The sequence below is a fragment of the Nonomuraea sp. NPDC048882 genome, from assembly GCF_040649755.1.
Taxonomy (GTDB): domain Bacteria; phylum Actinomycetota; class Actinomycetes; order Streptosporangiales; family Streptosporangiaceae; genus Nonomuraea; species Nonomuraea maheshkhaliensis.
Window position 1 is genome coordinate 317,873 of sequence record NZ_JBEZGB010000004.1, and the last position, 16,242, is coordinate 334,114.

At 70.2% G+C, this 16,242-nt stretch carries 16 protein-coding genes; 6 read left to right on the forward strand and 10 right to left on the reverse strand.

The features are described 5' to 3' along the window. Positions 1-32: 32 nt before the first annotated feature. From AB0C27_RS15800 to AB0C27_RS15820, 5 genes are all read right to left on the reverse strand, one after another. The gene (locus AB0C27_RS15800; RefSeq protein ID WP_346114540.1) at positions 33-1,208 is read right to left on the reverse strand and encodes an NAD(P)/FAD-dependent oxidoreductase; all 1,176 of its coding nucleotides are present in this window, start codon (positions 1,206-1,208) and stop codon (positions 33-35) included. Then, the gene (locus AB0C27_RS15805; RefSeq protein WP_357843791.1) at positions 1,205-1,966 is read right to left on the reverse strand and encodes a hypothetical protein; all 762 of its coding nucleotides are present in this window, start codon (positions 1,964-1,966) and stop codon (positions 1,205-1,207) included. The genes AB0C27_RS15800 and AB0C27_RS15805 overlap by 4 nt, the downstream gene beginning before the upstream one ends. An 84-nt stretch (positions 1,967-2,050) precedes the next feature. Next, on the reverse strand, positions 2,051-2,266 hold the full coding sequence (locus AB0C27_RS15810) for a hypothetical protein (protein ID WP_357843794.1): 216 nt from the start codon (positions 2,264-2,266) through the stop codon (positions 2,051-2,053). Continuing rightward, positions 2,263-2,922: a hypothetical protein gene (locus tag AB0C27_RS15815; RefSeq protein WP_357843797.1), complete on the reverse strand. Its 660-nt coding sequence runs from the start codon at positions 2,920-2,922 to the stop codon at positions 2,263-2,265. Before AB0C27_RS15815 ends, AB0C27_RS15810 begins: the two co-directional genes overlap by 4 nt. A 125-nt stretch (positions 2,923-3,047) precedes the next feature. After that, positions 3,048-3,770 carry a hypothetical protein gene (locus tag AB0C27_RS15820; RefSeq protein WP_346114870.1) on the reverse strand — a complete coding sequence of 241 codons (723 nt, stop codon included), beginning with the start codon at positions 3,768-3,770 and terminating at the stop codon, positions 3,048-3,050. A 221-nt stretch (positions 3,771-3,991) separates the two neighbouring features. Between AB0C27_RS15820 and AB0C27_RS15825 the strand changes: the two genes are divergently transcribed. Together AB0C27_RS15825 and AB0C27_RS15830 are read left to right on the forward strand one after the other, a co-directional pair. Beyond that, entirely contained in the window at positions 3,992-5,248 is a 1,257-nt protein-coding gene (locus tag AB0C27_RS15825; protein ID WP_357843800.1) for a Scr1 family TA system antitoxin-like transcriptional regulator, read from the forward strand. Between the two features lie 182 nt (positions 5,249-5,430). Next, a complete protein-coding gene (locus AB0C27_RS15830; RefSeq protein WP_357843803.1) occupies positions 5,431-6,264 on the forward strand; it encodes an SAM-dependent methyltransferase in 834 nt (277 codons plus the stop codon). 63 nt (positions 6,265-6,327) lie between these two features. On the opposite strand, the gene AB0C27_RS15835 is transcribed toward AB0C27_RS15830, so the two are convergent. Beyond that, a complete protein-coding gene (locus AB0C27_RS15835; protein ID WP_357843806.1) occupies positions 6,328-7,146 on the reverse strand; it encodes a DUF4253 domain-containing protein in 819 nt (272 codons plus the stop codon). Between the two features lie 109 nt (positions 7,147-7,255). Between AB0C27_RS15835 and AB0C27_RS15840 the strand changes: the two genes are divergently transcribed. Further along, positions 7,256-7,834 carry an HAD-IA family hydrolase gene (locus AB0C27_RS15840; protein WP_357843809.1) on the forward strand — a complete coding sequence of 193 codons (579 nt, stop codon included), beginning with the start codon at positions 7,256-7,258 and terminating at the stop codon, positions 7,832-7,834. A 58-nt stretch (positions 7,835-7,892) separates the two neighbouring features. Here AB0C27_RS15840 and AB0C27_RS15845 read toward each other — a convergent pair whose 3' ends face one another. Continuing rightward, entirely contained in the window at positions 7,893-8,546 is a 654-nt protein-coding gene (locus AB0C27_RS15845) for a TenA family protein (RefSeq protein ID WP_357843812.1), read from the reverse strand. A gap of 150 nt (positions 8,547-8,696) precedes the next feature. Then, positions 8,697-9,857 (reverse strand): TIGR03118 family protein, encoded by a 1,161-nt coding sequence (locus tag AB0C27_RS15850; RefSeq protein ID WP_357843815.1) that lies wholly within the window; start codon positions 9,855-9,857, stop codon positions 8,697-8,699. A 119-nt stretch (positions 9,858-9,976) separates the two neighbouring features. Between AB0C27_RS15850 and ppgK the strand changes: the two genes are divergently transcribed. Next, positions 9,977-10,729, forward strand: a complete 753-nt coding sequence (ppgK, locus tag AB0C27_RS15855) for a polyphosphate--glucose phosphotransferase (protein ID WP_357843818.1) — start codon at positions 9,977-9,979, stop codon at positions 10,727-10,729. A gap of 10 nt (positions 10,730-10,739) precedes the next feature. Here the strand turns inward: ppgK and AB0C27_RS15860 are convergent, their stop codons facing one another. Beyond that, positions 10,740-11,177: a MarR family transcriptional regulator gene (locus tag AB0C27_RS15860; RefSeq protein WP_357843821.1), complete on the reverse strand. Its 438-nt coding sequence runs from the start codon at positions 11,175-11,177 to the stop codon at positions 10,740-10,742. A gap of 59 nt (positions 11,178-11,236) precedes the next feature. On the opposite strand from AB0C27_RS15860, the gene AB0C27_RS15865 reads away from it, so the two are divergent. Together AB0C27_RS15865 and hrpA are read left to right on the forward strand one after the other, a co-directional pair. Next, positions 11,237-11,605 carry a VOC family protein gene (locus tag AB0C27_RS15865; protein WP_357843824.1) on the forward strand — a complete coding sequence of 123 codons (369 nt, stop codon included), beginning with the start codon at positions 11,237-11,239 and terminating at the stop codon, positions 11,603-11,605. Between the two features lie 93 nt (positions 11,606-11,698). After that, positions 11,699-15,571, forward strand: a complete 3,873-nt coding sequence (hrpA, locus tag AB0C27_RS15870; RefSeq protein WP_357843826.1) for an ATP-dependent RNA helicase HrpA — start codon at positions 11,699-11,701, stop codon at positions 15,569-15,571. Here hrpA and AB0C27_RS15875 read toward each other — a convergent pair. Continuing rightward, complete coding sequence (locus tag AB0C27_RS15875) at positions 15,561-16,154, reverse strand: Uma2 family endonuclease (RefSeq protein WP_357843829.1); 594 nt, start codon at positions 16,152-16,154, stop codon at positions 15,561-15,563. The two genes, hrpA and AB0C27_RS15875, sit on opposite strands and share 11 nt — an antisense overlap. Positions 16,155-16,242 lie beyond the last annotated feature (88 nt).

A 16,242-nucleotide genomic window follows, 5' to 3' on the forward strand; every position in this document is an offset into this window, starting at 1 on the left:
TCGGTACGCGGACTGGTGCGTGCTCTCGGTCGTCAGGTCCTCCCGGCCGGTTTCGGCGCGATGTCCAGCAGTGACGCCTGCGCCAGGTACGCGCGGGTGGCGTCGGGATCGCCGGCGATGGCCCGCAGCCCGGCCATGGCCGCCGCGAGCCTGGCGCTGTCGTGCTCGCGCACGCCCGCCAGCCGCGTCTCGCCGCGCGGGACCACCCGGTGCAGCAGCACCGAGCGGCGCCGCCAGGCCCACGCCTCCAGCGCGGCGGGCTGCGCGTAGCCGCCGATCACGGCCGCGATGACCTGGGCGGCCTCGGCGGCGTCGTGGATGCCGGCGTTCATGTTCAGCCCGCCGATCGTGGACGTCAGGTGCGCGGCGTCGCCCACGAACAGCACCCGCCCGCACCGGTACGAGGTCAGCACCCCCCTCGACAGCCCGAACCGGTCGGCGCCGGTCACCCTGATCGGCTCGCTGGCGCCCGGCAGGGCCCGGCGGACCAGCAGGGACAGGTTCGACGGCGACAGCGGCTCGTGCGCCTCGCAGGGGATCTTGAAGATGATCCGCCAGTGGTCGGGCAGTCCGAGCAGGGTGCACGACTGCTGCACGTCCCGTACGTACGTCAGCGGCGCCAGGCTCGGCAGCAGCCGGTCGAGCGGCGAGTCGGTGAACACTCGCAGCGCCTGCGTGGGACAGGTGGAGCGGGGAAAGGACAGCCCCAGCGAGCCGCGCACGGTGCTGTGGGCGCCGTCGGCGGCGATCATGTACCGGGCCCGCGTCCAGGTGTGGCCGACGCGGACCCGGATCCCTGTGCCGCCCTCGGCGACGCCGTCCACCTGGGTGCCGAACCGCACGTCCACGTCCGGGTAGACGTTCAGCGCCTCCAGCAGCAGCGCGGTGAGCGCGGACTGGTCGGCGTGGATCCTGAACGGATGCCGGGTCAGGCCGTCCAGCCGGTTCATGCCCATCTCGGCGAGCACGATCCCGGACCGGTCGCGCCACTGCACCCGGTCCACGACGCGCCCGCCGGCCACGAGCCGGGAGGCCACGCCCAAGGAGTCGAGCAGGTCGAGTGTGGCGGGGTGAAACGTGCACGCGCGCGCCTGCCTGGGCAGTTCGTTCTCCCGCTCCAGCACGGTGACCGGGATCCCGGCCCTGGCCAGGGAGAGCGCGGCCGTCAGCCCGGCGGGACCGGCTCCGGCCACGATGACGCCGTTCATGCCGTGCGCCTCCCCTGCGAAGCCATGGGACGGCGGTAGGGCACCCGGCTGAGCTTCACGTGCCGGCCGACCGCGTGGGACAGCGCCCACCAGGCGGTGCAGAGGTTGGAGGTGAGCAGGGTCCTGTCGTTGCCGTCGGCCAGCGGGCCGAGCACGGACAGCGTGCCCAGTCCTGTGCCGGTGAACAGCAGCGCCGCGTCGGGCGGCGGTTCCGCCAGCTCGACCTGGGTGATCAGTTCGTCGGGGGTGACCGCGTAGGAGGAGTAGCCCTCGCGAGCACGTACCTGGACGATCTGGGTGACGTTCATGCCGGCCGTCTTCCAGAACCGTTCGGCCAGCTCCGTCACCCACGGCTCATGCGGTGAGATCAGCACGATGTCGTGGACCATCACGTGTTCCATCGCCTCGCGCGTGGCCAGCGTGGCCGAGGCGAACGGCACTCCGGTCGCCGCTGTCAGCCGGTCGCACTGCTCCTTGTCCCCGTCGGGGCCGAGCAGATATCGGGGCTCGCTGCAGGCCATGACCATCGCGTCCAGCCGCAGGCCGTCGAAGGCGTTGACCATGGAGGGCAGGTCCGCGTTGTAGCTTTCGAGCCGGTCTGCCATGGGCAGCCCTGGCCGTACGGGGAAGCGGGCGACGTGCATGTCCGCACGCGAGCCGAGCAGGCGGGTCAGCTCGGGTTCCGCTGACGGGTTCGCCGGCGCCACGACGACGCCGACCCTGCCGCGGCTCACGGGATGCCCCGGACGGGTGCGCATGGATGTCCTCCTGTGCGGGAAGGCGAGCGGTGCTGGGAAGGCGAGCAGTGCTGGAAGACGAGCAGAGCTGGAAGACGGGCAAGGTCAGGACGCGCGGTGCCGCAGCGCCTGGTCGATCTCGGTGATGGCCTCGACGGACACCTGCCGGATGCGGCGCAGCCGGTGCACGGTGCGCGCAGGCGCGGCGGGCGGCGGTTCGGCGACCTGGTCTTCGCCCCAGGCCGGGGGTGGCGCGCCGGGCCGTACGCCCCGCGCGTGCACTTCGTGTGGTCGTGACCTGGGCACTTCGTCGGTGATCATGATGGCTCCTGGTGGTCGCTGGTCGACGGGAAGGAGTGTTGGGAGGCGGCCGGCCGCTGCTCACGTCCCGACGCCACGGCGACCCGCACCTGCGCCGTGGCGGCGAGCGGAACTGCGGCCGGCGGCACGGCCTGCCGCGGCCGGGGGCTGCCCGCGCGGCGCCGCCGCGGGATCTCCGGGGATCCTGGCGGCGGCCCGGCGGACGCGCCCGCACGGCCCAGCGGGCGGGAGAAAAGCCGACCCCAGGTGCTATCCCTTGAGATGGCCAGCACGCCAGCCGCTACCGCGCTGGCCATCAGCACCGTGCCGACCAGGTCGGGCACGTGCTTCACGGTGCCGGGGGGGTGGGATAGCGCCGGGGCCGGCGCTGAGGGCGCCGCCGCCATTCCCGCGATGGCGGCGAGCGAGGCGGCGAACGAGATCGCGCCGCCCATGTCCTGCACCGGTCCGTCCTGAACAGGTGCATCCTGCACCGGTACGACCTGCACCGGTGTGTTTGGAACCGATGCGTCCTGGACCGATCTGTCCTGAGACAGCGGGTCCTGCACCGGTGTGTGCTGCTGAACCGGCCGTTCTCCCCGCGGCGCCTGCCGGGACGCGGCCGTGATGACCGCCGGCGCGTCCGGGCAGTTCAGGGCCGGGCCGAGCGCGAGCACGCTCGGCCGGCCGGGGGAGCCGGCCGGACGCCTCCGGCGCGCCACGGTCGCCGGAGCCGGTCGCCGGGGCCGTGTCACGGCCGTCGGGACCGGGGCGACCGGGTGCTCGCACAGAGGCGTCAACGTCATCGCGCCGTCACCGCGCTTCCCGCCACGTTCGGCACGCTGACGCAGACCATGCGTTCAGTCAGTCCCGCCCGCGGTCCTGCCGCACGAGGACGGGCCGGCCCCGCACCACCGGACACCGTACGTGCGACCTTGCCGGCGAGCGTGAGATGCTCGCCGCAGCGACGGCTCACCTTGACCTCCAGGCCGGCCACCTGGGCCAGCCGGAGTCGCAGGGGCTCGAGCGACGACCGTCGTTCCAGGCCGTCGAGATCGGCCAGGCGGGCGGGCCAGCGCAGCGAATCCGCGCAGCGCGCCTCCACCTCGGCCGGCAGGTCCTCGGCTGGGAACCCGTCGTGACGGAGCCGGGTGGCGACCATGACGGCCGTGAACGCCGTCTTGTCGAAGTCGGCCAGCCGGCCCTTGAGGGCGGCGCCCAGCATCCTGACCCGGTGGCTCAGGCAGACCGCACTCCACCCGAGCAACAGCAGCCGGTCAGGGCCGGTCTCCGTGTGCCAGCCGGACAGCCGCAGCTCGCGGGCCATCCGGTGGTAGAAGCGCCAGCGGTGACGTGGGTCGTCCAGCCAGACCTGGACCCCGCCCAGCGGCAGGCTCGCGACGCGTACGCCGTCGCCGGCCAGTGGCCCGGCGACCCGCGCGCAGATGCGCTGGACGACGAGCTCCTGCCCGGTGGAGACCGGATCTTCCGTCAACCGGGAAGCGTCCGGGGTATCCATGGTCACGTCTGGCCACCTCCTTGCCGGGGATCTCTTCAGAACCCTTTGGCTGTTAAGCCTCAGTTACCACGTGCTCCGATAGTCTGCTTATGTGTGCGAGTATGTCAACTGACAGTTTGCGCATAAGTTGATACCTGCTCGCGTGGCAGAGCTTGCCCGCATGGCAGGGGACACTGGGGCTCGCGTCCCTTACGCTGAGAACGTTCACGGGCGGTAGGAGGTGTGCCGTGGCGAACTTCGCCGAGCGGCTCGATCTCGCGCTGACCAAGCGCGGCTTCACCGGCGCGCAGGTGGCCTCCGCCCTGACGGAGGCGGGCATCCCGATCACCCGCGCCTACGTCAGCCAGCTGCGCACGGGCAAGCAGACCAACCCGACGCTCCAGGTGCTCCGGGCCCTGGCCACCTGCCTTCAGGTGAGCGTCGGCTGGCTGGTCGGCGACGACTTCCTCGAGTCGGGCTCGGTCGAGGACCTGCAACTGCGGGCCGCCACCATCGGCCTGTCCGCCTCCGGTCTGTCGGAGGGCTCACTCGCCGTGCTGCGCGGCGTGGTCGAGCTGGCCCGCAAGGCCGAGGGGCTGCCCGAGGAGCCCGAGCCCACGTCCGACATCCCCGAGGCGGTCGCGCCGCTGAGCGGGCCGCAGCGGCGGGCGCTGGGCAAGCGGCTGCACGGGCTGCGCCTGACCGCCGGGCTCTCCGTCGAGCAGGTCGAGACCGCGGTCGGCAAGGGCGCGGCGGCGATCCCCGCCATCGAGGAGGGCCGCATCGCGCCCGCGCCGATCACCGTCGAGCGCCTGCTGACCGTCTACGGCGTCTCCGTCCCGCCGATCCGCGAATACGTGCTCTCCCTGGCCAGGGGCGAGCGCGAGGCCGCCTGGTACGACGCCCAGTCGGTGCCCGTCTGGCTGGCTACCGGCTACGCGCTCGAACAGCGGGCCACCGTGATTCGCACCTACCACAACCAGTTCGTCCCGCCGCTGCTGCAGACCGAGGAGTACGCCAGGGCCGCCATCACCGTGGCCGGGCCGGCGACGCTCGGGCAGCAGACGGTCGACGAGGCGCTCGCTCTCGTACTGGCCCGTCAGGAGGCCGTCGCCCGCGAGAGCGGCGTAGTGGTGTGGGCCGTGATCGACGAGAGCGTGCTGACGCGCTCGATCGTCGGGCTGCACGTGCAGCTCCGCCAGCTTGAGGTGCTGATCGAGCACGCCAAGCGGCCCAACGTCTCGCTGCACGTGGTGCCGATGGAGGATCCCGCCTACGTGCCGCGCACCGGCCCGTTCACCCTCTGGCGCTTCGCCGAGGCGTTCGAGCCCGACGTCGCCTGCGCCCACGGCATCGAGTCCGACACGCTGCACACCGACTCGGCCGCGGTCGAGGCCTACCACCAGGCCTTCACCAAGCTGTCGGTGACGACGACCACCCGCGACGAGACGTTCGAGATGCTCAACCACCATCGCGAAAGGCTTTCGCGTTCGCTGGGGAAATGATCTGCTTCCCGCTTGGGAGATCATTTATGCGTCGGAATGGTGACGCACATATACCCAAAACCAATGGCTTTTCCGGTTGTCTTTCCCGGTGTAGCGAGGATCATATGGTCTGGGTCATCGAGTGGGGTCCGAAAGGACAACTTTTCCCGAGATAGTGGGCGAGGGGAAAGGGGCAACACTCAATGCGTCAGCGTGCCATCCGAAACTTGGCGAAGCTGGACATGACCCAAGCGAGGATCACCCGGATTCTCGACGCCGCCGCAGGTGGGAAGAACCACTTCGAGGCGGATCGAGACGCCGTGCGCCGCTACGACCTGGCCGCACCCGTCACGACGACGGCCGCGCGTGCCGTGCTCGGCTATCTGCGTCGTGTGGTCCGCCATCTGGCGGGCGCAGGCGTGGACCAGTTCGTCATCGTCGGGAGTGGCGTCCCGAGCGGCCTGCCGCCGGGCGGGCAGTTGCACGACGTGGCCCGTGACGCCGCGCGCGTCTCGGCGCCCCGCGTGGTCTATGTGGAGAACGACCCCATGGTGCTGGCCGGCGCCCGGGCGACGATCGAGCCCGTCACCGATCTCGTACGCGTCGTCGAAGGCGACATCCGCGAGATCGACGAACTGCTCGACGACCGGGTCCTGCAGACGTTCCTCGACTGGGACCGGCCCGTGGCCGTGCTGCTGCTGTCGACCCACAGCCTGAACGACGACGAGTATTTCCATTACGTGATCAAGCGGATAAGACAGGCGGTTCAGGAAGGCAGCTTCCTGTCATTGCTGCAGACCACGTTCGACGCCATTCCGCCGGAACTGCTGCCCGCCGTGCACGACCTGCTGGCGATGACGCTTCCCGGTCACGCGATTCGTACCAGGGAGGAGGTGGAGGCGTTGCTTCGAGGTCTCGTGCTGGTCGATCCGGGGTTGGTGTGGATTCCGGATTGGCGGCCCGACGGCCAGGACGTCGAGGGTGCGGAACAACCGGGCGCGTCCGGCGGCTACGGCGCCGTGGCGCGGATCCCCTGAGCCCAGCCGGTGGGAAGCCCAGTCGTCGGAAGCCCAGTCGTCGGAGGGCCAGTCGTTGGAGGGTCAGTCCCACCAGAAGGACCAGGCGTGCGCGCCGATGATCTGCTCGGCATAGCCTTGCAGGTCGCCGGGCCCCTGCACGACGTTGTCCGGGCAGAACGCCCAGTGCTCGGCCGCCACCTGTAACGCGTGCTCGGCATCGACCGGTGGCGCCGCCACGCTCAGGTCGAGCGTGTTGAAGCCGACGCTCACCACCCGCGCCCCGAACCTGTCCTCCCAGCTGCGCACCACGGCCGCCATCGGCACCATCCACTCGTTGTGGTGCAGCGCCCCCTGCCAGCCCATGATCGTCAGCGCGTCCGCGCTCCTGTCCGCGGCGACCAGGCCGAGCGGCATCCCCTTGACCGCCAGCTCGCCCGCCAGCCAGTCCGCGACCGCCTCGGGGTCCGCCTTCAGCACACCGGGGGCCGCCGGTCCCGGGCAGATCGCGCCGTACGGCTCCAGCTCCTCCAGCGCGTCCTGCGGCATCCGGGCCACCCACTCCTGCCACACCTCGGTCATGAACCCCTCGGCGGTGAAGTGCTCGATCTGACGGGGATCGTCCGGGATGATCTGCCCGATCCCCCACGGTTGCGTCGACTCGTCCAGCAGCAGCGGCCACAGGCCGCTGTGCGGATGCCACTCACGCATCAGCGTCCACGCGGCGCCGCTGACCGGCTCGTCGCTCATCCAGAACGCCGGCCGCGACGCCTCCCCGTGCCCGGTGTAGCCGGGGTCAGGCCAGACGACGTCACCGGGAGGCAGCTCCACGGGCAGCCGCCGCCCCTTGCCTCCGTCGGCGAACAGCTGGCACAGCTCGCGTGGCAGCCGGAGATCGCTCATGCCCTACCGTTCCGATACCGAACCCTGTCTCGGAGATGGTAGTGCCGACGGTCCCTTCAGCACCTGTGACAGGTCCTATCACTCCCCTTACGGGGCAGAATGGTGAGCTGTGTTCCCCTTTGACGCGGTCCTCTCGGACCTCGACGGTGTGCTCCGCCACTTCGACCACGCGGCCCAGGCCGACATCGAGGCCCGTTACGGCCTGCCGCTGATGAAGACGGCCTTCGACCCCGAGCTGATCATGCCGCCCACGCTCGGCCAGGCCACCGAGGAGCAGTGGGCCGAGTCGATCGCCGTGGCGCTCGGCGGGGACGAGCGGGCCCGCGCGGCGGTGGCGGAGTTCATCCAGGTCGAGTTCTGGGTGGACGAGCAGGTCAGGGAGCTGCTGGCCAGGGCGCAGCAGCACGTGCCGGTGATCATCGTGACCAACGCCATGGACACCCTGGAGGAGCACCTCGACCGGCTGGGGCTGACGTACTTCGCCGACGACGTGGTCAGCAGCGCCAGGGTCGGCATGGCCAAGCCCGACCCGCGCATCTACGAGATCGCCGCCGAGCGGGCGGGGGTCGCGCCCGAACGCTGCCTGTTCGTCGACGACCGGCTGCCGAACGTGGAAGCCGCCAGGGCGCTCGGAATGACCGGCGTCCACTATCGGTCATTCCACGACCTGGCGGCGGTCCTCGGCTGACCGCCCCGGCCCGCCCCTGCGGCCCTCACGGGCCCGGCAGCGGTCACGTTCCGGCCGGTCAGCCTGTCTGGTCGGCGGCCATGTCGAAGAAGGCGCGCTCCAGCTCCACGGCCCGGCGGAACACGCCGAGCACCTCCTGGCGCCGTTCCTCCGCGAGGTCGGCGCCCAGACGGTCGAGCTCGCCGCGCAGGAAGGCCACCCAGGCGCGGAACTCCGCGCCCTCGTGCAGCTCGATCCACTCCCGGTGCACGAAACGCTCGGGCAGCGGCTCACGGGCCCGCGAGGCCCAGCCCAGGTAACACCACTCGGCCACGCACAACACCGTGACGATGAGCAGGTAGTCCTGGGAGGCGCGCACCTCGTCCATCAACTGTCCGAACGCCGCCGTCACCGGTTCCGCCGGAGCGTCGGTGCTCCCGCCCAGCTCGGCCAGCGCCCGGTGGAAATAGGTCTTCTCCTCGGTGGTCGCCACCTGCCCGAGGAACTTCCCGTACGGCACCCGGGCCTCGAACGTGTCGGCGGCGGCCACCGCTGCCCCGAGCAGTGCCGTGAAGGAGTCGACGAACTGGAAGTCCTGCTCCAGATAGCGCCGCAGCGCCTCGTCGGGCACCGTTCCCTCGTTGATCGCCATCGCGAACGGGTGGGTCACCACCGCCGTCCACTCGGCCTCGCACTGCCGCCTGAGCCACTCGCTGAAGATTCGCTCACTCACGGCCCCGACTGTAACGGGCCTTGGCCGGGGTCGTTTCCGGCGCGGCTCGCGCCGACCGCGCCGGAAACCCCGAGTGACCGCCGCCCCCCGCCGTGTTCCGGCGAGCTGCGCTTCCCGCCTGGCCGAGGGCGGCGGCGTCCGAGCGCCCTGTCAGTACCCGCCGTACGGATTCTGGGAGGACGACGGGGTGTCGGGAGCGCTCGTCCGGTGCCCCGACGGGTGCGTCGGGCGGCTCGACGGGCGGCTCGACGGCGTGCCCGCCGCCCCGTTGGAACTGACCTTCGTGCCCTGCGGCGCGATCACGCCGATCAGGCCGTGCTTGGTGCCGTCGATGCCGGCGGAGAACCACAGCGAGCTCTCGCCGCCGGTGGCCGCGGTGCCGGGTTCGAGGTCCCACAGGCCGGGCAGCACGATCGGCCTGCCGTCGGAGTTCGTGAGCGCGCCGAGGTGCTGGTTGCGCTTGTACGCGTGCACGGTCCCGTCGCCGAAGTTGCCGACGAGCAGCGCGCCGGCGTACTGACGCCAGCCCTTGGGCGCGGCGGTGATGCCCCAGGGGGCGTTCAGCCCGACCCTGGAGATGCGCCCGGTCAGGCGGCCGGTGGCGTTGAAGCGGCTGACGAAGCCCTTGCCCTTGCCGAAGGCCGGCTTGCCGGTGGCCGGGTCACGCAGGGCGTAGGACACCCAGACGCTGCCGTTGGCCACCGCGACGTTGTACGCGTTGTAGCCCTCGGGCAGTTCCCGGTCCCTGAACTGCCAGCTGGCCAGGCGGATGCGCCTGAAGTCCTCGTCGAAGGCGTGGATGCGTCCGCTGGCGAAGTCCGCCGCCAGCAGGAACGCCTCGTCGTCCTCAGTCTGGACGAGCTCCAGCCCCTTGTAGTCGGCGCCCCGGGTGAAGGCCGCGATGATCGCGTTGGCCGGGTCGACCTCCGCGTTCCATCCGGAGATGGCGCCGCTCGGGCTGGAGAAGATGAACGAGGCGGGCTTGCCCTTGACGGTGAAGCCTTCGCCCGGGTTGAACACCTGGCCCGTCGGGGCTCCGCCCGGAATGGCCACCTCCGTCTTCTCCTTCCGGCCCGTGCCGGAGTAGACGGTGGCGCTTCCGGTGCCGGTGTTCGACACCCAGAGTGTCTTGCCCATGGCCAGGCCCCAAGGGTTGACGACCTTGGGGTCGGTGACAGGGGCTTTGCCCTTGACGTCCGACACAAGGTTGATGACGTCGAATCGCGTCCTGGTGGTGGCGTGTGCGGGAGTGGTGAGAGTCGCTCCCAAGACGACCGCAACAGCGCAGAGTGTGATGATGCGTGGCCGCATCCGAGCCTCCTAGTTAGCGCTTGTGACGGGGGATACGCGGCGGGCGGGAGGCGGGTTCAGCCGGGGCCGGAATTGGCCGGACGGGAGTGTTCCGCGCCAGGCGGGGGAGATGCACAACCATGAACGTCCTGGGCATCGACATCGGCGGCTCCGGCATCAAGGGGGCCCCGGTCGACACGAAAGCCGGTGAGCTGCTGGAAGACCGGCTGCGCATCCCGACCCCCGAGCCGTCGTCACCCGACGCCGTGGCCCATGTCGTGGCCTCGATCGTCGAGCATTTCGGCTGGAAGGGGCGCGTTGGGGTGACCTTCCCCGGAGTCGTGGCGGACGGCGTGATCAAGTCCGCGGCGAACGTGGACCGCTCGTGGATCGGCGTGGACGCCGCCCGGCTGTTCGGCGGGGCCACGGTGCTCAACGACGCCGACGCCGCGGGCCTGGCCGAAATGCGGTTCGGGGAGGGGCGCGACCGGCGCGGGGTCGTCCTGGTGCTGACGTTCGGCACGGGCATCGGCAGCGCGCTGTTCGTGGACGGCGTGCTGGTGCCCAACACCGAGCTGGGGCACCTTGAGGTGCACGGCAAGGACGCCGAGCACCGGGCCTCCGCGCGGGCGCGTGAGGAGCACGAGCTGAGCTGGGAGAAGTGGGCCGGGCGGGTGCAGGAATACCTGCGGCACGTCGAGATGCTCTTCTCGCCCTCGCTGATCGTGATCGGGGGCGGGGTCAGCAAGAAGGCCGACAAGTTCCTGCCGCTCGTGCACCTCGACACGCCGGTGGTGCCCGCGGGCCTGCAGAACGAGGCCGGCATCATCGGCGCCGCCCACGCCGCGGCCGCCAAGACGCCCACCCGCCAGAAAACGGTCAGCCGCGCCTGAGCGACCGGGCTCAAGGGGGTGTCGACAGGGTGTCGGCCATCGCGGCGAGCTGGGTCACGAAGCTCTGGGCCTGGGCCGGGTCCATGGCCGCCGTCATGCGGCGTTCGATCGCCGACACGTCGGCCTTGGCCGCCTCCAGGGCCCGCGCTCCCGCCTCCGTCAGGCGCGTGGGCAGCGCGCGTCCGGAAGGAGCCGTCGCGGGCCGCTCCACCAGCCCCGCCTCCTCCAGGCTCCGCAGCAGCACGTTCATGGACTGCCGGGTCACGAACGTCCCGCGCGCCAGCTCCGCGTTCGACAGCCCCGGCCACAGCCTGAGCTGCTCCAGGCACGAGTACTGCGGCGTGGTGAGCCCGTGCGGGCGCAGCGCGCCGTCCATGGCCGCCCGCAGGGCCGCCTGCGCCCGCTTGAGCTGGTAGCCGATGCTGCGGCCCAGGTCTTCTTGCGTCATGTCAACATTCTGACATATGCTCCTGCATGTCAAAGTCCTGACATCGAAAAGGGAGCGCCATGTCCGTCGCCGGAATCGACTTCGTCGCCCTGCAAGTCCGCGACCTCGCCCAATCCGCCGAGTTCTACGAGAAGCGCCTGAGCCTGAAGCGGGCCCCTGGCGGCCCGCCGAACGCCGTCGTCTTCGCCGCCGAGCCCATCCCCTTCGCCGTCCGCGAACCGCTCCCGGGCGTGGAGCTGCCCGAGCGCCCCGGCACGGGCGTGGTGCTCTGGCTCGGGACGGCCGCGGCCGGGGACGCGCAGCGCCTGCACGACGACCTCCAGGCGGCCGGCGTGCCGATCGTGGCGCCGCCCGCCGACAGCCCCTTCGGGCGTACGTTCAGCTTCGCCGACCCCGACGGCTACGTGATCACCATTCACGATCGCTAGACTCGGCGATATTGAGATGCGAGCGGCCGCTCCCGTCGGGCACCATGGGCGGTTGGCTCCGAGGATGCGGAGCTCAAATATCCTGAAAGCAGTATGGGAACACCTTCGTTGTCCTCTCCGATAGCCGAGCTCCAATCCCGCCTGCCCGACCTCATGCCCCGCGACCAGCGGCGCCTGCGGCGCAGGCTCGACGGCATGCGCCGGGTCCGCTCCCGGGACACCCGGGACAAGATCGTCGCGGAGATCCTCGCCGACGTGGAGCGGGCCGAACAACGGCTGGCACGGCGACGCGCGGCCGTGCCGACCGTGACCTATCCAGAAAACCTGCCCGTTTCGCAGCGCAAGGACGACATCCTCGCGGCCATCCGCGACCACCAGGTCGTGATCATCGCCGGCGAGACGGGCTCCGGCAAGACCACCCAGATCCCCAAGATCTGCCTGGAGCTGGGCCGGGGCGTGCGCGGGCTGATCGGCCACACCCAGCCCCGCCGCATCGCCGCCCGCACGGTCGCCGAGCGCATCGCGGAAGAGCTCGGCACCGGCCTCGGCGAGGTGGTCGGCTACAAGGTGCGCTTCACCGACCAGGCGAGCGAGCGCACCCTGGTCAAGCTCATGACCGACGGCATCCTGCTGGCCGAGCTGCAGAACGACCGCATGCTCGACCAGTACGACACGCTGATCATCGACGAGGCCCACGAGCGCAGCCTCAACATCGACTTCATCCTCGGCTACGTCAAGCAGCTGCTGCCCAAGCGCCCCGACCTCAAGGTCATCATCACCAGCGCGACCATCGACCCCGAGCGGTTCTCCCGCCACTTCGACGACGCGCCGATCATCGAGGTGTCCGGCCGCACCTACCCGGTCGAGGTGCGTTACCGGCCGCTGGCCGACGACGACGACCAGACGCAGGGCATCGTCGACGCCTGCCGCGAGCTGATCAGTGAGGGTCCAGGCGACATCCTGGTGTTCCTGTCGGGCGAGCGGGAGATCCGCGACGCCGCCGACGCGCTGGGCAAGGCCCAGCTGCGCAACACCGAGGTGCTGCCGCTCTACGCCCGGCTCAGCGCCGCCGAGCAGCACCGCGTCTTCCAGCGTCACACCGGCCGCCGCGTCGTGCTGGCCACCAACGTGGCCGAGACCTCGCTCACCGTCCCCGGCATCAAATACGTGGTCGATCCCGGTTTCGCGCGCATCTCCCGCTACAGCCACCGCACCAAGGTCCAGCGCCTGCCCATCGAGCCGATCTCGCAGGCCAGCGCCAACCAGCGCAAGGGCCGCTCGGGGCGCACCTCCGACGGCATCTGCATCCGGCTTTACGAGGAGGAGGACTTCCTCACCCGGCCGGAGTTCACCGACCCCGAGATCCTGCGCACCAACCTGGCCTCCGTCATCCTCCAGATGACCTCGATCGGGCTCGGCGACATCGAGGCGTTCCCGTTCGTCGAGCCGCCGGACCGCCGCCAGGTGAAGGACGGCGTCAACCTGCTGCACGAGCTGGGCGCGTTCGACGCCCACGGCAACCTCACCGGCGTCGGCCGCAAGCTGGCCCAGCTGCCGGTCGACCCGCGCCTGGGCCGCATGGTGCTCGAAGCCGAGAAGAACGGCTGCCTGCGCGAGGTCATGGTGATCGCCGCCGCGCTGTCCATCCAGGACCCACGCGAGCGGCCCGCCGACAAGCAGCAGCAGGCCGACGAGAAGCACCGCCGCTTCGCCGACCCCGAGTCCGACTTCATGGCCTACCTCAACCTGTGGAACTACCTGCGCGACAAGCAGAAGGAGCTGTCGTCCAGCGCGTTCCGGCGGCTGTGCAAGTCCGAGTTCCTCAACTACCTGCGTGTACGCGAGTGGCAGGACATCTACAGCCAGGTACGCCAGTCGCTCGGGGCCCAGCCCAACAGCCAGCCGGCGCCGCCGTACCAGGTGCACGTGTCCCTGCTCGTCGGGCTGCTGTCGCACATCGGCGTCAAGGACGTCATCGACAAGCAGCGCGGCCAGGACGGCCGCAGGCCGATCCAGGAGTATCTCGGCGCCCGCAACGCCCGCTTCGCCGTCTTCCCCGGCTCCACGCTGGCCAAGAAACAGCCGCAGTGGCTCATGTCGGCCGAGCTGGTCGAGACCTCGCGCCTCTGGGCCAGGGTCAACGCCAAGATCGAGCCAGACTGGGTCGAGCCGCTGGCGCAACACCTGGTCAAACGCAGCTACTCCGAGCCCCACTGGGAGAAGAACCAGGGCGCCGTGATCGCCCTGGAGAAGGTCACCCTCTACGGCGTGCCGCTCGTGGTCGGGCGCAAGGTCAACTACGGCCGCATCGACCCCGACCTGTCGCGTGAGCTGTTCATCAGGCACGCGCTGGTCGAAGGCGACTGGGACACCCACCACAAGTTCCTCAAGGACAACCGCCGGCTGCTCGGCGAGGTCGAGGAGCTGGAAAACCGGGCCCGCCGCCGCGACATCATGGTCGACGACGAGGCGCTCTACGACTTCTACGACCAGCGGGTGCCGGCCGACGTGGTCTCCGCCCGCCACTTCGACTCCTGGTGGAAGAAGGCCGGCAAGGAGCAGCCCGACCTGCTCGCGTTCTCGCCCGAGATGCTGGTCAACGAGGGCGCCGACGTCAGCGCCCGCGACTACCCCGACACCTGGAAACAGCTCGGCCAGCGGATGAAGCTGACCTACCAGTTCGAGCCCGGGGCCGACGCCGACGGCGTCACCGTCCACGTGCCGCTCCAGGTGCTCAACCAGGTCAACTCCGACGGCTTCGACTGGCAGATCCCCGGGCTGCGCGAAGAGCTCATCACCGCGCTCATCCGGTCGCTGCCCAAACACCTGCGCCGCAACTTCGTCCCCGCCCCCAACTACGCCAAGCAGGTGCTCGCGGGGGTCGCGCAGGGCGGGGAGCCACTGCTGGCGGCCGTGGAGCGCGAGCTGCTGCGCCTCACCGGCGTCCGCGTGCCGCGCGAGGCGTGGCAGCTCGACCAGGTGCCCGACCACCTGCGGATCACCTACCGGGTGATCGACGAGCGCAAGCGCACGGTGGCCGAGGACAAAGACCTCGACGCGCTCAAGCGCCGCCTCGCGCCGCGCCTGCGCCAGACGCTCTCCCAGGCCGGCGACGACCTGGAGCAGACCGGCCTGCACACGTGGAGCTTCGGCACCCTGCCCAAGGTGTTCGAACAGGGCCGGATGAAGGGCTATCCGGCGCTGGTGGACGCGGGCGACTCGGTCTCCATCAAGATCTTCGAGACCCAGGCCGAGCAGCGCCGCTCCCACTGGCCCGGCGTGCGCCGCCTGCTCATGCTCAACGTCACCAACCCCGCCAAGTCCCTGCTCGGCGGGCTGTCCAACCAGGCCAAGCTGGCGCTGTCACGCAGCCCGCACGGCGGCGCGGTGGCGCTGTTCGACGACGTGGTCAACGCGGCGGTCGACAAGCTGATGCTCGACGTGGGCGGCCCCGCCTGGGACCCGGTCGGCTTCGACCGCCTCTACCAGCACGTGCGCGCCCACCTCTACGACACGGCACGCGACGTGCTGGCCAGGGTGGAGCAGATTCTCAGCGTCTGGCACGAGGCGGGCGCCCGCCTCGACGCGCTGCGGCCGAGCGCGGCCACCGACGACGTACGCGGCCAGCTCGGCAGGCTCGTGTTCGCGGGCTTCGTCACCGCCACGGGCAGCCGCCGGCTGCCGGACATCCTGCGCTATCTGCGGGCCATCGACCGCCGCCTGTCGAAGCTCCCCGAGGAGCCGTGGCGGGACCAGGAGTGGATGGACCGCGTGCACAAGGTCGAGGACGACTATCAGGATGTGCTGGGCAAACTGCATCCGGCGCGGCGTACGGATCCGGACGTGGTGGAGATCCGGTGGATGATCGAGGAGTTGCGGGTGAGCTTCTTCGCCCAGACGCTCGGCACCCCGACCCCCGTGTCGGAGAAGCGGATCGCGAAGGCGATGGAGAAGCTCACCCCATGAACAGCGAGGTGTCGAGCTCGTAGTCGATGGGGGAGGGCAGCTTGAGCGGCTTCCCCAAGGACACCGGGGCCATCCTGAGATAGACGCCGTCAGTGATATTGCTGTAGACGGTGGCCGTCGGCGTCTTCGCGATGGGATCGATCAGGAGATAGATCGGCACTCCGCCGAACGCGTAGAGACGTGGCTTTTCCTGGCGGTCGATACAAACGCTGCCGGGGGAGACGATCTCGGCTGCCATGATCACCTTGGATGACAGGTATTCATTCCCCCATCGCGGACAGTCGGCAGGCACCACCAGATAGTCGGGCACATAAGCGTCTCGGGTGCCTTCGACACATGTGGTGAGGCCACCGGGCGCGCTGAGCCAGCCTCGCTCGCGACACAGTGGCGACAAGGCGTTGTACAGGTGCACTGCGGCAAAGGTGTGCTCTGGGCTGCCGGCCGGGCTCACTAGCAGGTTCCCTTCGATGACCTCGGCCCGGAAGCCGGGGAGGGGGGGTAGGACATCGAACAAATCTCTTCCGGTCTGTGGCATGTGCTCGCTGCTCTCCTCGGGCTGGATTGCCGGAGATTCGATCATCATGGCTACCATCGAACTATCCCTTCGTGTTCGAACGGGCACGCTAAGTATTTCATCAAGAGCCGGATCGTGCGACTCGAACCGGCCTTCG

What these genes read in the sequence shown, in the direction of transcription:
- AB0C27_RS15865 (WP_357843824.1), top strand. Translation starts at nt 11,237, where the DNA reads ATGTCCGTCGCCGGAATCGACTTCGTCGCCCTGCAAGTCCGCGACCTC.
- AB0C27_RS15860 (WP_357843821.1), bottom strand. Translation starts at nt 11,177, where the DNA reads ATGACGCAAGAAGACCTGGGCCGCAGCATCGGCTACCAGCTCAAGCGG.
- AB0C27_RS15810 (WP_357843794.1), bottom strand. Translation starts at nt 2,266, where the DNA reads ATGATCACCGACGAAGTGCCCAGGTCACGACCACACGAAGTGCACGCG.
- ppgK (WP_357843818.1), top strand. Translation starts at nt 9,977, where the DNA reads ATGAACGTCCTGGGCATCGACATCGGCGGCTCCGGCATCAAGGGGGCC.
- AB0C27_RS15850 (WP_357843815.1), bottom strand. Translation starts at nt 9,857, where the DNA reads ATGCGGCCACGCATCATCACACTCTGCGCTGTTGCGGTCGTCTTGGGA.
- AB0C27_RS15875 (WP_357843829.1), bottom strand. Translation starts at nt 16,154, where the DNA reads ATGATGATCGAATCTCCGGCAATCCAGCCCGAGGAGAGCAGCGAGCAC.
- AB0C27_RS15830 (WP_357843803.1), top strand. Translation starts at nt 5,431, where the DNA reads ATGCGTCAGCGTGCCATCCGAAACTTGGCGAAGCTGGACATGACCCAA.
- AB0C27_RS15835 (WP_357843806.1), bottom strand. Translation starts at nt 7,146, where the DNA reads ATGAGCGATCTCCGGCTGCCACGCGAGCTGTGCCAGCTGTTCGCCGAC.
- AB0C27_RS15805 (WP_357843791.1), bottom strand. Translation starts at nt 1,966, where the DNA reads ATGCGCACCCGTCCGGGGCATCCCGTGAGCCGCGGCAGGGTCGGCGTC.
- hrpA (WP_357843826.1), top strand. Translation starts at nt 11,699, where the DNA reads ATGGGAACACCTTCGTTGTCCTCTCCGATAGCCGAGCTCCAATCCCGC.
- AB0C27_RS15800 (WP_346114540.1), bottom strand. Translation starts at nt 1,208, where the DNA reads ATGAACGGCGTCATCGTGGCCGGAGCCGGTCCCGCCGGGCTGACGGCC.